Consider the following 20793-nt stretch of genomic DNA (forward strand, 5'->3'; position numbering starts at 1 on the left):
AAGACGGTTACGGCATGGATGAAGCGCAAATTAACGCGGTTCTCCAAGAAGATGACGATTTCAAGGACCGAGAGCTAGAACTTCTTCCTGAAAATCAGAAAGCATTTTACTGGTTTTTAGATGTTGATGATCTATGGGTTTACACCGAAGGTTTCAGAGTCGCGCTAGATATTCCAGCAGTAATGGCCGATGCACAAGCAGTAGGCCGCAAGTACAGCAAATTGGACTACCAAAAGTTAAGAATTCTTAGCCGCCATGTAGTCTCTACACTTAACGAGCGTGCCAGTGAGCAAAAGTGACCTAGATATAATGATTAACTTACTTGCCAATACCAAAGGTATGCGCAAGGAGTATCAGCAGGCCATTGCACAGCAGGTAGCCCTCAATAAGGAGCTTACCCGTGGTACCTCGCAAGCCACAAGCCAAGCAGGCAGTTTTACCACTTTGGAAAACGCGGTTGGTAAGTTGGATAACCATCTAAAGGAATTAGTGAGCCAACAGGCCGCACTTAACAAGGAAGTTAGCCTTTCTAAGCAAAATACCAATGCTGCCCGTGACGGCTTAGACCGTTATGAGCAAGTGTTAGAGCAATTACAGCGTGAAATGCGCGATGTTATTTCTAGTCAAAGTAGTTTGTCTCGTAGTTTACGTAATACTGACGCGTCTGCCGGCGCAGCAAGCCGAAACATAAAGCAGCTTGAAGTACAAAGCCGAAGCCTGGGCGCAGCCGTTCGGCCACTGGGTGGTTACATTGCTGGCGCTTTTGGAATATTAGCCGCACAAAATGCGGCAATTGGCATCAAAGATACCTTGGCTGAATACCAGCAATTCAGTACTCGCCTTCGTTTTTTAAGTGAAGATACCCAAGACTATGCTAACTCGATGAGCTTCTTAACCCAGCTTGCTGAGGATCATGGCAAGTCGGTGCTTGTTATGGGTGAGAGTTATGCCAGTTTAGCGGCGCTTCGTAAAGGCGACATTATTAGTCAGCAGCAACAGTATGATTTAATGACAGGACTAAGTAATGCGCAAAGCGCATTGGGCGTTAGTACCGACCAGCTGGGCAACCTAATGTATGGTCTGGGCCAAGCGCTTTCACAGCCCACAGTGCAAACCGCAGAATTTAACCAAGTGATGGAGCCAATACCTGGTTTAATGCAGGCCATTACGAAAGCAGCTGGTTTACAGGGCAAAACATACCGTGATTTGGTTTTAGAAGGCGAAGTAACCAGCGCCACGTTCCGTGATGATCTGATTAAGGCATTGGGAGAATACGACGGTGCTGCAAAAGCCAATATCGACAACATTACCGCACAAGAGAACGCACTAGAAAATTTACGTGTTCAGACCATTGCGGCCTTTGAACAGCCTATTAATGATACCTATGGCGCTTTGCTTGAAACCACAGGCGAAGCGTTAACTTTCGTAAGAGACAACGCCGAAACACTCACTACTGCTGTTGAGACATTAACAGCAGTTGCGTTAGTGCGCGGTGCAGCTGCTGTTAGCAATTATGGTATTGCAATAGGCAGAAAAGCCGTGGCCCAGCAAACTGCAACCGCTGCCACCCTGGCAGCGGCCAAAAAACAACACGAACATAACCTATCGTTGCAACTGGCAGCCAAACGTTCACTTGACGTTGCTAGTAATGACACACTTAGAGCTGGCGCATTAACGCGTTTAGCAGCAGCAAACCAAGCCGTTATTGCTAGCCAAAAAGCGCTGAATGTCGCCACTGCGCAATATTCAGTGGTAGGCCGAGCCGCTACAACAGTTGCCCGAGGTTTGTGGGCGGCAATAGGTGGTATTCCCGGTGTTGTACTTTTAGGTACCTATGCATTGTATGAGTGGGCTAGCTCTTCTGACGATGCTAAAAACAGCACTAAGCAACTTAACGATGAAGTAAAATCTCTTCACAACACGTTGAATCCGTTTTCTAAATACACCAAAACACAAGCAGTGGGCGCGCTACAGCGCTATACGGGACAGTTGGAACTTGCCAAGCAACAAGCAGAAGAACTTCGCAAACGGTTCGATAACCCTTATTTCAAAACTACTACGGAAGAAGTTATAGCCGCTGAAAAAGAAGTACAGAGGCTGACAGAAGTTATTGCACAGTTGCAGGCTATTCTTGCCAAGGGCAACGCATCTAACGACCCTGTTGTTAATACCACAGAAATATCAGAGCAGCGCGAAGCAGCTGCACAGCTTTTAGCTGACTTAGAACGCCAGCGTGTACTTTACGGCCAAGTGGGGGAAGTAGCCCGTGTCTCTTATGAGACCACACACGGCTCACTAAAAGACTTAACAGCAGCTGAAAAAGAAGCGCTCATTCTTGCCGCTAAAAAACTCGACTCACACAAGAACGACATTGATGCACGCACCCAACAGAAGAACGCTGCCACGGCGCTAAAAGATGAAGTCGACAAGTTACTAGCGAAGCAACAAGAAGAAATTAGTCTTTACGGTGACTCTAGCCGTGAAGCGCAGGTGAAATATGACATTGAGTTTGGTGCTCTTCAGAACGTTAACGAAGAGCTCAAAAAGAAACTACTTTTACAAGCCAAAGAGCTAGACAACTTAGCACAAGCAAAAGCCCTGCAGTCTCGTGTTGAAAGTATTGCCGTTGGCACCATGACGCCACAGCAAAGAGAACAGACCAACCACAAGAGCAATATCAGAGATTTAGAAACCTATCGAGACAGTCTGCCAGAAAGTGATCTAGCGAAACGCCAAGAAGTTAACCAGCTTATTGAAGCTGAGCAACGCCGTCACGCTACAGCGATGACCGAGATACAAGCTGGTACTAAATCCGAAATCGATGCTATGTGGTCAGATACATTCGACCGATTTGCTTCTGGTATCGGCACTGCAACTGCAGATGCGCTTTTTGAAAGTGAAAATTTGGGAGATGGACTTAGAAATGTTTTCCTCAGCATGGGAAAACAGGTTGTTGCAACGCTTGTTGAGATAGGTGTAAAGCGTTTAGCTTTGGCTGCAATAAACTCTACTGCAGCCACTACTGAATCAGCAGTCGCAACAAGTACCGCCACTGCATCTGGTGCAGCAATTACTGCAGCAATGGCCCCAGCTGCAGCGGCAACCACACTTGCAACGGCGGGTACAAACTCTATTGGTTCAATAGCGGCAATTGCCGCTGTTGGTGCAGCTATTGCCGCTATGTTTGCAGGGCTTTTCGATAAAGGTGGTCACATTCCATCGGGTAAGTTCGGTATTGCTGGCGAATATGGCCCAGAGTTTATCAAGGGGCCAGCCACAGTAACCAGTCGCGTAGATACCGCCAATATTCTAAATAGACACGCCGCTAACGATGGCGGTGGTAGAACGGTTGTCATAAACGACAATAGTACATGGAATGTATCGGGGGGAGACTCAGATGAGGTTATTACAAAACTAGCCCCGTTACTTAAAAAACAAGAAGAAACATTGGCAAGAGCTGGCATGCAACTTAAGCAGGGTAAAGGGCCTGTGTATGACGGCTTTAGGATGGCGCGATGAGTATACCTATTTTTCCACGTTATATTCTGCCCAGTAGTTTACAGTTCAAAATAATCCCAAACAGCATGGTTAATTCCTCGCCTGGCAGAGTGTCGGAAGTTTGGACTCGCCCAGGAGCTTACTGGGTTTTTAGTGGGACCTGGTCACGAATTAGATATGCAGACGGCAGAGTGCTAAGCAATTTTATTGATGCACTAGACGGAAGTGCTGGCGAGTTTATGATGTGGGACTCTACCCATACGCAACTAGGCAGTTGGGCCGGTACCATTGTTACAGACGGTACTAATCAATCTGGCACAGTACTTAGCATTAGAGGTGCTGTGCCCAACACTCTTATAGCCCCAGCAGGTGATAGGTTTCAACTAGATAACTATTTATACAAATTGGTTGAAGACGCCGTAGCTGACCAAAATGGTGAGTGCACCCTGCGCATTCGTCCTCAATTATTTACTGTGCCTACCGATGGCACCGGTTTGGTTGTCAACGACCCTATGAACAAAATGATGTTGCCAGATAATCAACAGGGGTTGAGTTTTGCTAACCGAAAACTGGTAATTCAAGACTTTGGCATTAACGGCTTTACGAGTATTCGCCCATGAGACACGTAGATCCACAAATAGAAAACCTACTTTCATCTGACAGTAAAATGGCGTGCATAATGGGCGAAATAGAATGGCCTACTGGCATAGTAAGGTTTCACGATGGAGTGGGCACGCTAATTTGGCAAGGCGAGAGCTACTATGGCCTTGGTGGGGCTGGTAGTGTGGATATCATTAAAGAAGGTACTGCTCCAACCATAAAACTGAACCTACAAACCAGTGATGCAGCGTTAGTAAGCGAAGCCATAAAAGACGATGCTGCCGGCGGAGACGTTCGTTTATATTTGGGCGTGTTCAACGAAAATCAGCAGCTAACAGCACGACAGCTTGTATATGCAGGGTTAATTAACAAAACCCCAGTGCGTTACAGTGCTCCCCCCACAATATCGGTTGACGTAAACAGTTATGCGCACCGTTGGAATCAACCAAAGCGCTACACCACATACAGCAAAGCAAGCCAGCGCTCAGTTTATCCAAATGACAGTTTTTTTGACGATGTAGAGGCGGTAGCGAAAGGGCCCTTATCAAGCTACAGCGGAAGCAACTCAGTTAGCGGTGGGCACAGATTCCAACACCCCACTAGGAGTCGATAATGCAACGTTACACGGACTGGGCTACTAGGCTCACACAGTTTATGCAAAGCAGGCAGTATTCAAAATTTCAGTGGGGAAAGCACGACTGCTGCCTATTTGCCGCTGATGCGGTACTGGCAATGACAGGTCACGACTATGCAAAGGCGTTCAGAGGGCGCTACCGCACTTCTAAAGGGGCATTGTTGGCGCTTAAGCGCAAAGGGTATGCAGGTATTGACGAAGCATTGACTGCTATTTTGGGTGAGCCTTCGCCTCGTTTATCGGTACGCCGTGGTGATGTTGTGCTTATAAAACACAATGGTGAAGATACGGCTGGCATTATGTTTGGTGATGTTGTGGTACCAAGTACATTGCACTTGGAAACCGTATCTCCTCTGTCTATTCAGAAAGTATGGAGGGTTGGGTAAATGCCTACAGTTGTTGTTGGTGCGGCTGTAGCATTTGCCGCCAGCAGTGTTGTTAGTGTGGGAGTGGCGTTAGCCATTGGGGCTGCCAGTGCGATAGCCTTCGATGCGCTTATGGATTCAATGGTTCCTGACGCGGGCGGTGTTAGCACCGGAAACCAAGATTTAAGAACAGAAAGCAACCCCAACCGACTTATGATTGTTGGTGAAGCTGTAACTAGTGGGCCGATCACAAAATACGAAAAAAGGACGTTCAACCAAAAAGAGTACCATCTGTTTTTTACACCACTGGCGGCGCATCCGTGTGAAAGCGTAGAGCTATATCAATTAGATGGAAAAAGTAGAACGTCGCTATCTGGTTCAGGGTATCGAATTGAGGTCGCATTAGGCCTTCAAACCACAGCGAACCAGTCTGCCATGACAGAAATGGTCAATATTGATGATACGTGTATTGGGCATGGCGTTACGTATGCGTACCACAAATATGAAGTAAACCCCGATATATTTCCCAATGGTGTGCAAGACGTAAAATTTAAAGTACGCGGCATACGTTGCTACGACCCGAGATTAGACAGCACAGCAGGCGGCATTGGAGCCCACCGCGCTGATGATGAAAGCACGTGGGAATGGACTGATAACGCAGCGTTAATCAATTTCTACTGGAAGCGCTTTGGTGGTGCAATCGTTCTACCAATAGAAATGTTCGATTTAGCCAATATCGCATTGGAAGCTAACTTGTGCGACGAAGAAGTGGCATTTATTGACAAAAATGGTGTAACGCATACTGAAAAACGTTGGACATGCAATGGTGTAATTGACCTGTCAAAAGGGCAAGCCTCTGTAGAAGAAGAGTTATTGCGCTCCTGTGGTGCACGTTGGGCAGAAGCTGGCGGTAAATTTTGGCTTATTACTGCAGCATATCGAGGACCTGCAACTGTTACATTGACCGATGACGATCTCAAAGATGACATAGAACGAGACCCTTATACCCCTCTTGAAGACCGTTGCAATGCAGTTGTCGCTGCTTTCATCGACCCAGAATCATATTATCAGCAAACGAACTGCACTGAAATTTACAGCGAGTACTATAGAGATGTGCGCGATAAACGCTATTTACAGCATGCTAGGGAATTAGGCTATACCAATAGCGACACTATGTGTCAAAGGCTAAACCGTATTTATATGGAGCGTGCCGCAGCTGGTGATACGTTACGTGTTGTTGTGGGGTGGAAAGGTATTAAATGCCCCCCTGGTAAAGTTATAAACGTAAACTTTAACGAACACAGTATTATCAATAAAGAGTATGAGGTTTTAGAGTACGAGTTTGATAGTGAACAATTTCTTTGGACATTAATATTAAAAGAAACCACGTCGGCCATATTTGACGACACTGTCATTCCTTCTGAGCGAGATTTAACACCAAATACAAATATTGATAATACGTTTGTCGAATCACCAGTGGATATTACATATCTAACTACGCCAAATGACTCATATCGCCAAGGTACTATTACATGGGCTCATGAATCACCAGAGAGTATTCGTCGATACGTGGTACTCATTACAAAGATACCAGCAGATGAGTTTTCCAAGGTTTATTATCCTACACTACCAACACAAGACATAAACAACCTTGAGGCTGGTAGCTACACTGTTGCGATATCGGCTGAAAATCGTTTTGAAAAGCGAAGTGTCGCAACGTCTATTAACTTCAATGTTAACGCGGCATCTACTCCAACAGACAGTGTTCAGGTAAATGTTTTGCCTGGTCGCGTAATCATTACTGGCCCTACATTACCTCACAACCTGGCGACATATGAATGGCGATACTCGTTTGTTGGCGATTCCGCGTCTGATTTTGATGCCGCACATGACGCCGGTGAAAATACCACTATTACTATCACCAATACCCCACATGACGGTACCGTCTATATATGGTACCGAATAAAAGATGGTGACCATGTTGATCCCAATTGGCGAACGCTAACCATACCCGACCTTGTAGGGGTTAATTCTGAGCAGCTAGACCCCGTCAATATTGTTGAGGCACTCGAACCAACCATAGCGCCAATACAAGCCCAGCTGGACGACCTAGAAGTTAACGTTGAAGACATCAATGTTAACATCGGCGAGATAACATTAGATATTGGCGAGATAACAACTGATATTGCTGAATTAGTGCTGCGCAATGGTGAGTTTGAAGCGCAAACGTTGGCGGTTATGCAGCAGGAGCGTTTTGACCGAGAAGAAACCGAAGCGCTGTTGCTACAAAGTATCAGTGAGAACGCAGCATATCAGCTTGAACTTGCACGTCGCATTGAAGCTGGTGAAGAGCTTACAAATGCGCTGATATATCGGGACCCGTCCCGCGGCTTAATTGTGAACCGCGCCTTTGAGTACTCTGACGAGAAATTCACACAGGCTGCATTGGTGATTGACGGGGTTTCTGGTGAAGTGTCAGCAGTGTCACAGCGTGTAGATTTTGCTGAGGATAACATCAGCAATCTGGTCTCTGAATTAGAGCTGGTACCGGGTTTAATTACAGCACGAGCAACCACAATTGTTAGTGAATCGATTGCTGCGCTTGAACCTGCGTATGCCTTTAATTTCTTTGACTCTGCACAAGACTGGGTAGCCGTAAATGGCACTGTAACCGCAGGTGTTAATGAAATTAACCTAACCTATGGCGATATTGAAAACGCGGCGATTAGTTATAGCGCAGATAACAATAGACTAATTCGGGTTGCAGTAGAGCGTTTAGCCGGTAATGAATGGAATGGTACGGTTATCATTGAGCGTGACGACACAACGACTGAAACGTTTGAGAACTTTGTCGATGAATCACCACTACTACTTATTGATTTCACTGGTATAGCATCGTACAGCGGCACAATTACTCGGTTGCGTTTGATTTTAGGTAACTCTGTTGCTGATGAGTTTTCAATAACATCAATCACCATTGGCAAAGCAGATGCAACAACCGCAGATTTGGCGAACCTTACGGGGCGTGTTAATCAGGCTGAAATAGCTATAGATGCAAATAATGCCCAAATAGCACAACGGGTGACCACATCGTATTTTGATGATAATGCAATTACGTTTTCAAACGTTGAGCAAACTATTGATGCATTAGAATCAATTATCCAATTACAGGCCATGCGCCAATCTCTGATTGACGGCGATATTATCCAGAAATCAAACAGTGCTGCGCTCTTCATTAACGGTCAGACTGGTACTATTCAACAAATTGTACAAACGTTTGAGCAGGATATCGAAAACGTTGAAACGACCATTACGGATGTACAGTCGCAAATCGATGGGCTAGGTATTACTGACCAAGTGGTTGGTCTGTCATCACAGCAACTTGAAAACTACGATTTACACGCAGCGCTGTTACAGCAAATTGCCAGTGACCTGGATGACTACTTGCGTGATGCCGAAGAAGACCAATCTGTCGCGTTAGCGCTTAATCAACTGACAATTGATGTTTCACCGAGTGGCGCAATTGCTACGGATGTAGAGTCATTGCGCACCGCTACTATACATAACGGTGAACTGATTACCGCAACAAATGCGCGATTGTCTCAGGCGCAAACTGACATCGAGGGCAATGCGTCTGCCATTGAGCAAGTTAACCTATCAGTAACGGGGTTAAACGGTGCATTGACGAGCGCTATTTCACGGATTGACACTGTCGAGATTGATGCTGATAACAACGCAACGGCAATTAGTTTGCTACAGGGCCGTGCTTCGAGTTTAGAAGATGAGGTAACCGCTAATTTTTCATTGCTACAACAGGCTAGCACTACAGCAGAAGAAGCGGATGGGCGTTCGACCACCAACGCTACCGCCATTACCCAAATTCAAAACGAAGTCAGTACATTAGATGGTGCGGTGACCGCTGCGGCCAATCTGGCACAACAAGCTAATACCACAGCTGAAGAAGCTGACGGGCGTTCGACCACCAACGCTACCGCCATTACCCAAATTCAAAACGAAGTCAGTACATTAGATGGTGCGGTGACCGCTGCGGCTAATTTAGCTCAGCAAGCTAATACCACCGCTGAAGAAGCAAATGGGCATTCAACAACCAACGCGACTGCTATTACCCAGATTCAAAATGAGGTTAGCACATTAGATGGTGCAGTGACCGCTGCGGCTAATCTGGCACAGCAGGCCAATACCACAGCAGAAGAAGCGGATGGGCGTTCAACAACCAACGCGACTGCCATTACCCAAATTCAAACGCAAGTAAATCATGCAAGTACAGGGCTTAGCGCGACAAACACGTTGGCGCAACAAGCAAAGATTATTGCTGAAGAAGTAGAGGGAAGTTCAAGCGTAAACGCATCAGCGATAACCCAGCTGTCATCGAGTGTCGAAACAGTAGATAGCCGCGCAACATCCGCGTTGACACTAGCTACAGAAATAAACACGGAGCTTGATGACTATCGTGCAGTCGCACAGTTGGCGGTTGATGCAAACGGGAATGCAGCACTAATTCAATTGGGGGCTACACCGGAATCATCAGAAATTCTGTTTAGGTCGCTTAAGTTGATTATTCAAAACAGCGCCGGTGAATCAAAGCTGTACCTAGATAACGCGAAAGACGAACTCGTCTACCGTGGCGATATTTACGCTGAAGGAGGTTACTTCAAGGGTACGTTGCGCTCTGCAAAAGAGGAGAGTATTGGTGAAAACTTTATGTTCCTACAAGACGTCGACGGCTTTGGTCCCGACGACTTAACACTCTATCGCGGCCCCAAATTCCTAGATGCCAACAACAATGTTGACTATTCGAAGGTAACGAAGGCCAACGCTACAGAATGGCGAGATATTGAAAATAATGCGTACTTTGGTGGTTCGTTGAGTGCCGGTATTCCGAAAAACTCAGGCAGAACCACGCTCATTACATTAAACCCGAGTATTGAGGTAGGTCCGTTCGGCACACTGGGGTACCAGAAGCAGATTGTTTTCACTGTAGCCTGGCGTGGACGCCTAACACAAACTGGCCAATGTCCTAACGTCAACTTCACGCCTACCTGTACAGTGAAACTTCAAAGAAAAATCGGTACTGGGGGGTGGGTAACACTGCAAACAAATACCGCCAGTGGCTCATTAACACATACGTATGTCGGTGAGCTTAACCGGTGCACGTCCAATGAAATTGTAGATGCAAGTTGGACATTCACAGATACCAGTCATCGTCAGGTTGATGGGAATGGGCAGGAAACCATTATCACCGACAATTACTCATACCGCGTTTTAATCAGTAACCAGCAACGCTATCACGCATCGCAGTTTATCACTTACCAAGAGGTGAGTGTCATCTGTACCGAAGATACGACTAACTCAGACGAGACAACGAACTAAGGGGTTGATAATGCCAGCAACATTCTGGACAGGTTCAAACCTGTCATTCACAAACGGGAGTAAAACCGTCACGGTAAACACAGGTTCACCGTTAACCAGTATTCGGCCTAACTCGTCACTTACGACCAGTAACTACAATGAACCTGTAGAAATTGAAAGTGCCGTTGGAAATACAATTACGCTCTATTCGCCATGGCCTGGCAGTACAGGAACCTTCGCCGCTACCATTACGCCGAGTGCAGCTACGGTCGCAGCAGCTGGGCAAGCTGCACAAGAAGTCGTTCAGGAAATCAAAACGCTTGTCAGTGGCTCAAGTGTCGCAGCATCAGCGAACAGTTTTGTAAAGCGTGATACGAACGGTTGTGTAAAAACAGCAACTCCTGAGGAAAATGATGATGCGGTGAATAAAGGGCACTTAACCTCACAGCTTAACAGCGTCGCTCAAAGTTTCCCTGTTTCATCCCCCAATAGCCAGGAAGCGTATGTGGGTAAAGTCCTCTACGGTGGGTTTGGAGCTGTCACGACAGGAGGTGTGGCCGATTGGAATGATGTAACTAATGCAAGGCCTGGTTGTGGGTATAGTCTGCTACGAGGCGACCAGGCTAACGGAAATGGAAACCCTGCATTTTTTCATACATTCTCGTTCGAATATGCATCGAAGGATGGTACTGGAAACCTAGCCCAGTTCGGTGTTGGTTATAATTCTCCAGAACTAATTATGCGCAATCGATTTGGTGGTATCTGGGATGGCTGGGCGCGATTTTTCAACGACAAAAACCTAAATGTAAGCACATTTGGCGACCTTATCGGCTCGTTGGTATTTCATGGTTACAACGCGTCAGTGTCGACATCTGTAGTGTATCAGTCGTTAAACTCTCGATTTGGACCAACGGGGATTAGTGTCGTTGGAACGTTCTCGTTAATAGGCGCTAGTGGCGCAGTAATCCGTTCAGGAATAACGTCAGCAGACATAGTCATGGCAGTTCAGTCTGGCAATCGTCTATTAAAACTATTTGTGAATGGTTCAACAGGTCTAACAGTTAATGAGCCTGTTGAACTGCGCACTGAATCAAACGCCTCAAGAATTACGGTGAATTTCTAATGCTAAAATTTATTAAAGAAAGTGACTGGGGTCTTGTAGACTCCTTTAAAGAAAATCCAGACGGTTCAGTAGCATGGACATGGAACGAGGGCGTGGGAAAACCTGCGCATTCTGGTGTTATTTTCAACGGGCTATTCCGCATTGATGAGAACGAAACCACAATTGATATCTGGCAAACCATGCTAACCAAAGAAGCCAATAACGAAATTTACATACAATGGCTATCTACTGAGCAGCGTGAAGATATTCAGGCAGAAATTGACGCAAAAGCAGCAGCACAGCAAGAACGCCTGCAAAAGCTAGATGCATTTACCTTTAAAGGTGTGAGCTGCTCAGTATGTGAAGCCGACCAAAATGGCTGGGAAGTTATCACCGCACGCATGACGCGATTACTCGATGCTGGTACAGCATGGCGCGACATCCCATTTTTTATGGAAAACGGGAATCATGTTATTTTGGAATCAGAACAAGAGTGGCATGATTTTGTAGAGCAAGGCTGGCAGGCCCGTGAAGCGTTGATGATGGCGAGACTGACCCAGTAAATCTGGGTCATTGCGGGAAGTGAAATTCATAGCAGTTCATTTCTGTTTGCAAGTCTCTTCTTCAATATTGCTAACCGCTCTTTGAGTATGGATAGCTCGATATTCTCAGAGTTGATGGTCGCTAATAGATTACCGGTTTTGTAGTGCATTAATAGCGACTCCAACTCGTTTATCCTTATCTTAATTTGCTCAGCTGACGCTTTAAGCTTCTCTTTTTGCTTTAGCTGTAAACTTATAGCCCAGGTTGATAGTAAGCAAAGGGTGAAAACAACCACCAGTTCAGGGATCTGTTCGTTGATACCCCAAAAAATAAAGGCACCCAAAAAATAACAAAGGCGAATTGCGTTACCGTAGTTTACACGCAGCATATAGACTGGCTCCTTAGCATCTTCTAGTTGAAGAAAATTCAAACAATGAAGTGATCCTAACCTGCTTTTCAGCAGCGCAAGCTCATCAGGATGGCAAAAAATGTCGTTCTGATTAAATAATCTACCTTTTAACGATTCATTTGCCCTAACACTGCGCCAGTCAATTATCAACAATAGCCCTAGTAAATCTCTTTGATGAATTGACAGGTAATACTTATGACGACAACTGAAAAGCTAGGGCCAACAAATTGGCTGTACCACAATTCAGGAACGTTAATACTGTCGTTACTTATCTTCTTAACCCAATTTGTTTTTCAGGATATCCAGTCAAAAGACAGCCAGCTTCAAGAAGAAGTTAAGAAACTCAACATTCAAATGGCTGAGCTAAAAACCAGCATTGGCCCCATGCTTTCCACCTTTAATCTTGTTAACCAAAAGCGCTATACCACCGAAGATGCTGCACGAGATCAAGAGCAGTGGCGTCGTCAGTTTGAAGAAGTAAAAAGCCAAATGCGTGAACAACAGTTGGTGAACAAAGACCTAAACGATCGCCTTGTTAAAGTAGAGCTTAAGTTTTGAACGTTGAACTTTTACGGCACAGTACCGATGATGAAGGTACACCAGGTCATATTTACATTGGCCCATGGACAGCTCACACACTTGAACTACCATGGCGCAACAACCTTCCAAATCTTAGCTGCATTAGCTCAGGTACATACGCATTACGCTTAGTTAAAACTCGTAAACCCATTGGCGGTCGGTCTCACCTTTACCTCATAGAAAACGTGCCACAACGAAGCGGCATTTTGGCGCATGCGGGTACCTTTGCAGGTAACAAGGAAAAAGGTTTTAAAACCAGTGTTTTGGGTTGCCTGTTAATCGGCTACCGCATTGGTACCTACCAAAACCAACGAGCAATATTTGATACACGCAGGGCAATAGGTGACTTCAACAATATTCTAGCTGGAAAGCCAGCTAGCATAACAATTACCAATGCATGGGAGAAAAATCATGTTTGAGTGGATAGGTGATGCGTTAATGGCAGTCGTCGGTGGTGGCGCTACAGGTATTTTGGGTTCTGCAGTACAAAGTTATTTTCAGTTTAAAACCAAAGTACTGGAAAACGAACAAGAGAATATCAGGCTGGCTCACGATGCAAAAATGGTAACAATTGAAGCTGATGCCAACTTAAGAATTGCACAGCAGGAAGCAGCTGCTCAAGCTGATAACAATGCATTTATCATGCAAACGGCCAGTTATGAACATGACAAACGAAATTATATGCCAGAAAATGGGGCGCCAACATGGATTGTTGCAGCACTGGGTATAGTAGATGTGATTCGCGGCCTTGTTCGTCCGTCATTAACAATTTATGTGGCAGTCGCTACCACGATTATTCTAGTGGAAGCAAATGGACTTATTGAATCGGTTAATGGAATTGGTGCAGACGTAAGATTAAACGCAGCAATGGAAATTTGGCGGATGGTGGCGTATATCGCCACCACTATTTTCTTTTGGTGGTTTGGCCAACGCCCACCTAAAAAGTACTAGTGCACACTGGCCCGTATTGCGAATTCTAATTCGGTAGGCGTTATTTGGGATACGGGCTTGTGCATCTCTTCTAGTGTTTCAACAACCTCTAACTTAGTTTTTTTATCTAGTTTGTCCGCAAGATCATACTGTTCAGCAAAGTCGATAATTTTGTTTAAAACTTCGAGTTTGTCATCCATAGAGAATGTGAAAAAGCCGGTAGTGCTGTCGTTCTCAACTTTATTAAAGAAATTACTGATATCTACATTGATAACGTTTGTTGAGCAGTTGTTTACCAGACCTTTGTGGTTGTGATCACCCAACAACTTATAAGTCCCAAACTGACCCCGACCAAATGCACTAGCATTCAACGCGGACATTTCGAAAGGTTTAATATTGCAGCCTGTTAATGCTGCTGAAATGACTTGAGGATTATCGTAAGGGCCCAAAAGTGTTTCGATGTGGTTGTAGTCTATTTTCTTACCCTTGAACTCATATGATGCGGGTTGCACCAATATCACAGCAGTTGTATGGCTACGCTCGTTCATATTTATATAGGCATCATAAGGCGCATCTTGCGCGTGAACACGAAGCATATTTTCAAATTCTGCTGCGTCGGTGTAGCTATCCAGCATAAATGGCGAGCCCTTACCTTCTAACAACCAATTTAGGTTCACATGCTCAGTTCGCATGATAGCAGTCAGTATGTCAGTACCCGGTACAACATTGCTAAGCAAACGCGCAGCGGTTCCCGACGACAGGCCTAATTTCTTAGCCCAAGGCGTAATTTTTCTATCAGCTACTACCCATTCTAGGCGTGCTGTAAATTCATTTTCGTGTGAATGATGCATATTTTTATTCTAAAACGGTATTAAAAAACCCAAAAAATGAATTTAAATCCCAATTTTTGAACTTATAATGATTTGTGTATTTACTTGTATACATATTAACTCAAAAAAGAGGATTTCGCAGTGTCTAGTGCAAATAACACCCCTATGTGCTTTCGCCCCAGTGCTGATTTGAAGCAGCGCATTAAAGCCGTCGCAAAAAAGGAACGACGTTCTAGCTCTCAAATTATTGTATTGGCTATTGAAGAAGGTATTCAAAAGCTTGAATCAGCATCTTTCGCTACTACAGCAATTCAGGAGTAAGTCGTCATGTCTTCACTTGTTGAAGTAAAGCACAGTGCGCCTGAAAGCGCTGTAAGAAAAAAGTCTAATAATTCACATGCTCTTAAAGGTGTATTACGAGTAAAACTTTCTCTAAACACAGTGATTGAGAGGGATAAAAACGGATATAGCCTCACTAACATGGAAGCGAACCGTTACCACATAGCCTACGGTTTAACCCTCAAAATTAGGAGTTTTAAGGTTGTTTTTAAGGACCAAATAATAAAAAAGGCAAGCATGTTTTTAATGCTTGGTGACTGTATTTCTTATGTTCAGTCTATTTCACTTGATGATTTCCGCGCACTTTTCCACGCATTTAAACCAGAAGTTGTAAACGATGAATTGAATTTGCTTTCAACAAGCGAAGAAGAAGTGATTGCCACGGGCACGGACCAGGTGCCCATGGCAGGAACTAACAATGCATAACCATGAGGATGATCTAATGCAAAGTCAGCGTAACTATAACGCAGTTTTACATTCTGCGCACCTGTTGCTCAAAAGCCACCCACAAGCTGCTGAGCTATTCGCTTACACCTTGGGTAAAACAGCGAATACCGTTAGAAATGAATTAAACCCTAATTTACCCAACCACAAACTAGGCCTTATTGATGCCATCGAAATGATGGCAACAACTAACTGCTTCAGCTTGCTCTATCAAATTAACGCCCTGTTGGGTTTTGTGGCTGTGCCTGTTGAAGCAAGTGCAAAAACGGAAGGTAAGCTTCTTGACCAGTTCTGTGAATGGCAGGCATCCGTTGGTCAAACCTGCCAAAGCATTTATGACGCCATTGAAGATGATGTCATTACCCCCCTTGAATTAAACAGCATAACACGTGCCGGAAACATCAAAGTTGCACACTGGTTCAAGATGCAAGTTGTTCTTCAAAACAAAGCGGAGGCAGACCATGCAGCATTCAAACGTTAAGCCGTTGCCAGTTTATGAGACTGAAGCTTCACAAAGAGAGAGAGGCGACATGTCACCATTTCAACTTCAACTCATTATAAAGCGTCAAAAAGTTCAGCTTTGTCTTCAAGAGACCATGCTTAAAGCGCTGCTCAATTTACAGTACGCAGACTTGGACGAGCGCCAGCGAAAAGGGTTTAACGAGGTGGTTCGCATTAACGCCAACATGCTGAAGATGGAGCTTCCTAATGACTGATGTTTACAGTGTTCCAACCGCTTTGCGAAAGGCAGGCATTCACTCTGTGAGTACTAACCGAAGTGCCAATCAAACCCTTGTTCTGAAGCCTGGCGCAATTGGTTTGTTTTTTGGTGAGGAACTAGCAGAACGCTTATTAGCAAAACAAAAGAACAAGGAGTGCGCTAATGGCTGAGGTTAAAAGTTTCACAAGAGAAGAGGAAAAAATGCTGTTTAGCACAATACGCAAATTTAAAGACATTGAAGCAGAGCGAGACCTAAATTGGATGCTGCTTATGCGTTATACCGCTCGTCGTGTTGAAACAGTACACCTGCTAAACGAAGAAGATGCCCTTCAAGCACTAGATAAAGGCTACCTGCACATTTCATCACACATGCAAAAGGGTGGAAAAAAAGGCAATAAACGCGGTTTGAATAAGAAGCAAGAAATCTACCTTGTTGACGCAGCTAGAAAAGCCCTTGAAGCGTTGCTTCGTATCCGTAAGAAAATGATATCTGTATCACCCGAAAAGCAATATGACGACAAAGCACTTATTTTATCCCGTCGTAGAAATCGCATGAGCATTCGCAGTTATCAAGAGCGAATGACTCATTGGTGCAATATGGCCGGTATCGTCAAGGCATCCCCTCATTGGCTTAGACACACGTGGGCTGTTAGACGACTTCAGAACGCAACAACCGGCACAGCATTGAGAGAGGTACAAGAAGTTCTAGGTCATGAGCATATAACAACTACCCAAGTTTATACCCAGCCAAGCCGTGACGATTTACGCAAAAGTATGCAGGAGGCAGCACTATGATTTTTGTAAAGAAAGCATTCAAGCCACTGCGTGAGGAAATAGCGAGTCAGCGAAAACGACTGTTAGCTGACGCCAGACGACGTGAAAAAGAAGACAAGCGTTTATTAACTCAATGCAACGAAGGAGCTGGTGAACATGGAAGATAACTACATTTACAACCAGGACAAAAACCTACGTACCACATTGGGAATGGTGAATTATTTTCCTATGCACATGCCAGGTATGGGGCCGGTATGGTTAACCATTGTTAATTGCGAAGATAAGTGCTCTGGCAATTGGAATATAAAAAAAGTTACACAGGCTTAGTAACTGAAAAGCATAACACTCAAGCCATTCAACAAGTCATGCACACAGGATCAAGCACTAGCACTATGAGCGAGTGGTTGCGTTTGGAGGGGCGTTAGAAATGTCTATCAGTAACCCCTTTAATCAGTGTGATGTTCAACAGCTAGAAGCGCAACTAGCCATTGCTGAAGCAGAATTAATTAAGCGCTTGAAAGTACAGAGAGCTAAGCAAAAAGGTGAATGGTGTGAACTATTGCCTAATTCAGAAGCGCTAAGCGATTTCATAGTGAACAACACCGACATTGTTGAAACCTATGCAGAACTAATCGTTATTAAGTCTCTGGTCAATATAGCTATTAGCTTAGCTAAATCTTCACCGCTTAACTAAAAAAGAGGTAAATAATGCTGACGCTAGATCAGTTAAAAGAGCACGTGTCTTTGCAAAATGCCGCAGAGAGAATGGGCCTTATTAAAGTAAGCGATAACGGTGAACAGCAACTGTGGAAACGAGCAGGTGCTGAAAGACCTGAAATAAGCATTGGTGTTAAATATCAGGTATGGCGAGACCGCAATAACCAAAATGGCGGACATGTCATCGATTTGGCCATGTGGGTATTTGATATCGATTATCCAGCTGCGAACAAAAAAGTACATCAATTGTACTTTCTACCATTTTTAACCCTTCCTGAAGAAACCGAAGATGCCACAGACGACATGGCTAAGCTGGCATATATTGCTGGCAAGAGTCTAGAAGACCAAGAGCGCTGCCGTGTTTACTTAAAAAATGAGCGTGGTATTCCCGATCACATCATTAGCGAAGGTATCAAACAAAAAACGTTAGGCTGGACAAACTACACCAACCCGAACGTTGCCCAAGGCGAACCCCACTGGGGTGGCGAAGCGGTAAGCTTTATTACGTATCAGCCAAATACCAAAATGTTAGCTGCTGTTGATTATCGTTACTACGTACCTGAGCTAAACGGTGGAATGAAAACTAAATCACTAGGCCAAAAGAATGGCGTGTTTTGGATGTTAGACCCTCGTGCACTTCGCCAAGCAAAAAACGTTTATGCTGTTGAAGGGCCACTAGATGCATTAAGTATTGAGGCAGCTTTTAGCAACGACCCCACTACTTGTGCCATAGCGCTAAGAGGAACCCAAGTACAAGTTAACTGGCAACTATTCTTGGGCAAAACCGTAATAAGTTGTTACGACAAGGATGAACCAAAGCCAGATAAAAGAAACCCCACCGGACCTGACCGTTGTTATTCTGCAGAGGCCGAGTGGCGCATTCACGAAGGTTGTCTTGCTGCAGGAGTACCTTGCTTTTTTGTTGACCGTAGCGAATGGGAATACGGTCAAGATGCTAATGATGTTTATAAAGACGCTAAGAGCAAGGTACCTTTTACGAAACGTGAACCATGGTTAATACCAGGCTTAGCAGGAAACAGCGAAGATAAACCCCACAAACCACGGTTATGGTTGCCGACTCACGACTACCAGCAATATTGGAAATTCAGGGTAAAAGACGACTTTACCAGTTTGGCTAAAATGTCGAGAGACGATGACGGCCAAGAGAAAATAGAATTTGTTGATGTGGCTGGCTTCAGAGTAGCAGGTATTAGCCGTGTTGAAATTGCCAGTGCTAGTGCAACCACCACGGGAGAGCATGACGACAGCCCTCACGTACAATTTGTTGCCATGTATCAAACAGCCAGGCATGACGAAACGCTGCAGCGCAGAGTAATGAACGACGAGCAGCTGCATAACCTGGATACCTGGCGTAAAAGCGGCCCAATTTATAACCCCCGTGCGTTTTCTCGCATGCTGAATATTTTCGAACGCACCATTGGCATAGGCAGTGTGCAAGCTGCCAACTTTGTGGGGCTGTGTTACCTAGCAGGTAAGCCGAAAGTTAACGAAGGCAAAGACTGCTTTTTCACAGAGCCAGCGCAGCAAAGCCCATATCACAACTTTGCATTCCCTAGAGGTATGCGTGGTCATGCTGGGCAAGTGGTTGAAGCCTATCAAGAGACATTCAAAGACAACGCTGCAGCTAGGGCGTTGGTGTGGATTGTTGGCGCACAATTGAAACTTTATCTTGGTTTTTGGCCGCATTTTATAATGCAAGCAGGCAAGGCCAGCGGTAAATCAACGTTACTTAAGCGCTTATCACGTACCACAGGCATGAAAATTCTCAGTGGGCAAAGCATTGGTACCGAGTACCGATTAATGACCTCTGTATCAGGTACTAGCCACCCCGTAGGCTGGGAAGAACTGAGCGCGAAAAAAGCAGATGTTATTGCACGAGCCGTCTCATTACTGCAAGAAAGCTACAACTACACTGAAACAACCCGTGGCAGCGCACAAACCCCGTTCCTTATCGCGGCGCCTGTATTGCTGGCAGGTGAAGACGTGCCGGTAGAAAGCTTAACGGGTAAAACTGTGCGAACCGACTTAAGCAACCGCAAAGGCCCCATGCTTAACGAAAGCTTACCTAAGTTCCCCATGTATGAATGGATGGAGTGGTTAGCGAAGCTAGGCCGTAAAACAGTTCAAGAAAACTACGAAATAGCCCAACAAAAATGTAAAGCCTACAACCGTGCACAGGAAAACGACAAAGGCGCCGATCGGATGGTAGATAACTATTCTGCCCTGATGACAGCGTGGCGTTTGCTAACGGTTTTTGCCGGTATTGAGGACATTAACGGCGACTTCGAACGTGACTTAATTGCTGAAATGAACAGCCATATTTCAGACACCACTAACGACCGCGACCCATGGATTTGGATTGTTGAAATCATTATGGACGAAATTGCCGCTGGTCGTTACGTGTACCCCTATGTGTTTGAATGTGAGCCATACAACGACAAAGAGCCACGTTACCTATGTGTGCGTGTAAAACACATGATGGCCCATTTATCTACCAGCGTGGCCCTACGTGAAAAGTACAACAACATGCCTGTGAAAACAGCGCGAGTGCTTAAACACCAAATGGAGCAAGCAGGCGTTATTCACAACGACAGCGTAGTGCGCAGCATTAACGGTACCCGTAGCGGCCACATGCAACAGCTAGACGTTAAAAAACTTGAACAATACGGCATTAGCGTAACTGCACCAGAGAAGCTACGTGCACATAGAGAACCGATGTTATGAAAGCCCAATACTTCAATAAAACCTACCCAGTAGGTACCCAATTTAAGTACTTCCCAATAAAGGGGAATTACAAATTTGAAATTGTAAGAACCTCTTCACCTGCATGGGACATCCCAAGTAGTCGCCATGCACTTGTAAAACTATCTGGCCGTAGCGGGGGTGTATGCGTGTCACATCTTAAAGTGAACTAACA

24 protein-coding genes are annotated in these 20793 nt (G+C 45.0%); 22 read left to right on the top strand and 2 right to left on the bottom strand.

What is annotated here, in order from left to right; all coding sequences use genetic code 11:
- The first annotated feature begins 14 nt into the window (after nucleotides 1-14).
- The 8 genes from EYR97_RS04905 to EYR97_RS04940 are packed head-to-tail and all read left to right on the top strand — an operon-like array spanning nucleotide 15 to nucleotide 12132.
- Entirely contained in the window at nucleotides 15-299 is a 285-nt protein-coding gene (locus EYR97_RS04905) for a DUF1799 domain-containing protein (RefSeq protein ID WP_131092695.1), read from the top strand.
- The gene (locus EYR97_RS04910) at nucleotides 286-3519 is read left to right on the top strand and encodes a tape measure protein (RefSeq protein ID WP_131092696.1); all 3234 of its coding nucleotides are present in this window, start codon (nucleotides 286-288) and stop codon (nucleotides 3517-3519) included. The genes EYR97_RS04905 and EYR97_RS04910 overlap by 14 nt, the downstream gene beginning before the upstream one ends.
- The gene (locus tag EYR97_RS04915; RefSeq protein WP_131092697.1) at nucleotides 3516-4118 is read left to right on the top strand and encodes a hypothetical protein; all 603 of its coding nucleotides are present in this window, start codon (nucleotides 3516-3518) and stop codon (nucleotides 4116-4118) included. The genes EYR97_RS04910 and EYR97_RS04915 overlap by 4 nt, the downstream gene beginning before the upstream one ends.
- Nucleotides 4115-4711 carry a hypothetical protein gene (locus EYR97_RS04920; RefSeq protein ID WP_131092698.1) on the top strand — a complete coding sequence of 199 codons (597 nt, stop codon included), beginning with the start codon at nucleotides 4115-4117 and terminating at the stop codon, nucleotides 4709-4711. Before EYR97_RS04915 ends, EYR97_RS04920 begins: the two co-directional genes overlap by 4 nt.
- Complete coding sequence (locus tag EYR97_RS04925; protein ID WP_131092699.1) at nucleotides 4711-5118, top strand: DUF6950 family protein; 408 nt, start codon at nucleotides 4711-4713, stop codon at nucleotides 5116-5118. The genes EYR97_RS04920 and EYR97_RS04925 overlap by 1 nt, the downstream gene beginning before the upstream one ends.
- A complete protein-coding gene (locus EYR97_RS04930) occupies nucleotides 5119-10488 on the top strand; it encodes a hypothetical protein (RefSeq protein ID WP_131092700.1) in 5370 nt (1789 codons plus the stop codon).
- Between the two features lie 10 nt (nucleotides 10489-10498).
- A complete protein-coding gene (locus EYR97_RS04935; RefSeq protein ID WP_131092701.1) occupies nucleotides 10499-11590 on the top strand; it encodes a pyocin knob domain-containing protein in 1092 nt (363 codons plus the stop codon).
- Complete coding sequence (locus EYR97_RS04940; protein ID WP_131092702.1) at nucleotides 11590-12132, top strand: hypothetical protein; 543 nt, start codon at nucleotides 11590-11592, stop codon at nucleotides 12130-12132. The genes EYR97_RS04935 and EYR97_RS04940 overlap by 1 nt, the downstream gene beginning before the upstream one ends.
- Nucleotides 12133-12158: 26 nt before the next feature.
- Here EYR97_RS04940 and EYR97_RS04945 read toward each other — a convergent pair whose 3' ends face one another.
- Complete coding sequence (locus tag EYR97_RS04945) at nucleotides 12159-12500, bottom strand: hypothetical protein (protein WP_131092703.1); 342 nt, start codon at nucleotides 12498-12500, stop codon at nucleotides 12159-12161.
- Between the two features lie 216 nt (nucleotides 12501-12716).
- On the opposite strand from EYR97_RS04945, the gene EYR97_RS04950 reads away from it, so the two are divergent.
- From EYR97_RS04950 to EYR97_RS04960, 3 genes are read left to right on the top strand one after another with little or no spacing between them, the layout of a single operon-like run.
- The gene (locus EYR97_RS04950) at nucleotides 12717-13079 is read left to right on the top strand and encodes a hypothetical protein (protein ID WP_131092704.1); all 363 of its coding nucleotides are present in this window, start codon (nucleotides 12717-12719) and stop codon (nucleotides 13077-13079) included.
- Nucleotides 13076-13519 (top strand): DUF5675 family protein, encoded by a 444-nt coding sequence (locus EYR97_RS04955; protein ID WP_131092705.1) that lies wholly within the window; start codon nucleotides 13076-13078, stop codon nucleotides 13517-13519. The genes EYR97_RS04950 and EYR97_RS04955 overlap by 4 nt, the downstream gene beginning before the upstream one ends.
- Complete coding sequence (locus EYR97_RS04960; protein ID WP_131092706.1) at nucleotides 13512-14051, top strand: hypothetical protein; 540 nt, start codon at nucleotides 13512-13514, stop codon at nucleotides 14049-14051. The genes EYR97_RS04955 and EYR97_RS04960 overlap by 8 nt, the downstream gene beginning before the upstream one ends.
- Here EYR97_RS04960 and EYR97_RS04965 read toward each other — a convergent pair.
- Entirely contained in the window at nucleotides 14048-14881 is an 834-nt protein-coding gene (locus tag EYR97_RS04965; protein ID WP_131092707.1) for a hypothetical protein, read from the bottom strand. The genes EYR97_RS04960 and EYR97_RS04965 overlap by 4 nt on opposite strands.
- A gap of 120 nt (nucleotides 14882-15001) precedes the next feature.
- Between EYR97_RS04965 and EYR97_RS04970 the strand changes: the two genes are divergently transcribed.
- From EYR97_RS04970 to EYR97_RS05010, 11 genes are all read left to right on the top strand, one after another.
- The gene (locus EYR97_RS04970; RefSeq protein WP_131092708.1) at nucleotides 15002-15181 is read left to right on the top strand and encodes a hypothetical protein; all 180 of its coding nucleotides are present in this window, start codon (nucleotides 15002-15004) and stop codon (nucleotides 15179-15181) included.
- 6 nt (nucleotides 15182-15187) lie between these two features.
- A complete protein-coding gene (locus EYR97_RS04975; RefSeq protein WP_131092709.1) occupies nucleotides 15188-15625 on the top strand; it encodes a hypothetical protein in 438 nt (145 codons plus the stop codon).
- Complete coding sequence (locus tag EYR97_RS04980; RefSeq protein ID WP_131092710.1) at nucleotides 15618-16124, top strand: phage regulatory CII family protein; 507 nt, start codon at nucleotides 15618-15620, stop codon at nucleotides 16122-16124. The genes EYR97_RS04975 and EYR97_RS04980 overlap by 8 nt, the downstream gene beginning before the upstream one ends.
- Nucleotides 16105-16359 (top strand): hypothetical protein, encoded by a 255-nt coding sequence (locus EYR97_RS04985; RefSeq protein ID WP_131092711.1) that lies wholly within the window; start codon nucleotides 16105-16107, stop codon nucleotides 16357-16359. Before EYR97_RS04980 ends, EYR97_RS04985 begins: the two co-directional genes overlap by 20 nt.
- Nucleotides 16352-16534: a hypothetical protein gene (locus tag EYR97_RS04990; RefSeq protein WP_131092712.1), complete on the top strand. Its 183-nt coding sequence runs from the start codon at nucleotides 16352-16354 to the stop codon at nucleotides 16532-16534. The genes EYR97_RS04985 and EYR97_RS04990 overlap by 8 nt, the downstream gene beginning before the upstream one ends.
- Nucleotides 16527-17159: a tyrosine-type recombinase/integrase gene (locus EYR97_RS04995; RefSeq protein ID WP_131092713.1), complete on the top strand. Its 633-nt coding sequence runs from the start codon at nucleotides 16527-16529 to the stop codon at nucleotides 17157-17159. Before EYR97_RS04990 ends, EYR97_RS04995 begins: the two co-directional genes overlap by 8 nt.
- Entirely contained in the window at nucleotides 17156-17305 is a 150-nt protein-coding gene (locus EYR97_RS21835) for a hypothetical protein (protein ID WP_165477975.1), read from the top strand. Before EYR97_RS04995 ends, EYR97_RS21835 begins: the two co-directional genes overlap by 4 nt.
- Nucleotides 17295-17465 (top strand): hypothetical protein, encoded by a 171-nt coding sequence (locus tag EYR97_RS21840; protein ID WP_165477976.1) that lies wholly within the window; start codon nucleotides 17295-17297, stop codon nucleotides 17463-17465. The genes EYR97_RS21835 and EYR97_RS21840 overlap by 11 nt, the downstream gene beginning before the upstream one ends.
- A 100-nt stretch (nucleotides 17466-17565) precedes the next feature.
- Nucleotides 17566-17832, top strand: coding sequence for a hypothetical protein (locus tag EYR97_RS05000; RefSeq protein WP_131092714.1), 267 nt, complete (start codon nucleotides 17566-17568; stop codon nucleotides 17830-17832).
- 14 nt (nucleotides 17833-17846) lie between these two features.
- Complete coding sequence (locus tag EYR97_RS05005; RefSeq protein WP_131092715.1) at nucleotides 17847-20600, top strand: toprim domain-containing protein; 2754 nt, start codon at nucleotides 17847-17849, stop codon at nucleotides 20598-20600.
- Entirely contained in the window at nucleotides 20597-20791 is a 195-nt protein-coding gene (locus EYR97_RS05010; RefSeq protein WP_131092716.1) for a hypothetical protein, read from the top strand. Before EYR97_RS05005 ends, EYR97_RS05010 begins: the two co-directional genes overlap by 4 nt.
- Nucleotides 20792-20793: the final 2 nt, after the last annotated feature.

The sequence above is a fragment of the Alteromonas sp. KUL42 genome (assembly GCF_006538325.1).
In the GTDB taxonomy this organism is placed as follows: domain Bacteria; phylum Pseudomonadota; class Gammaproteobacteria; order Enterobacterales; family Alteromonadaceae; genus Alteromonas.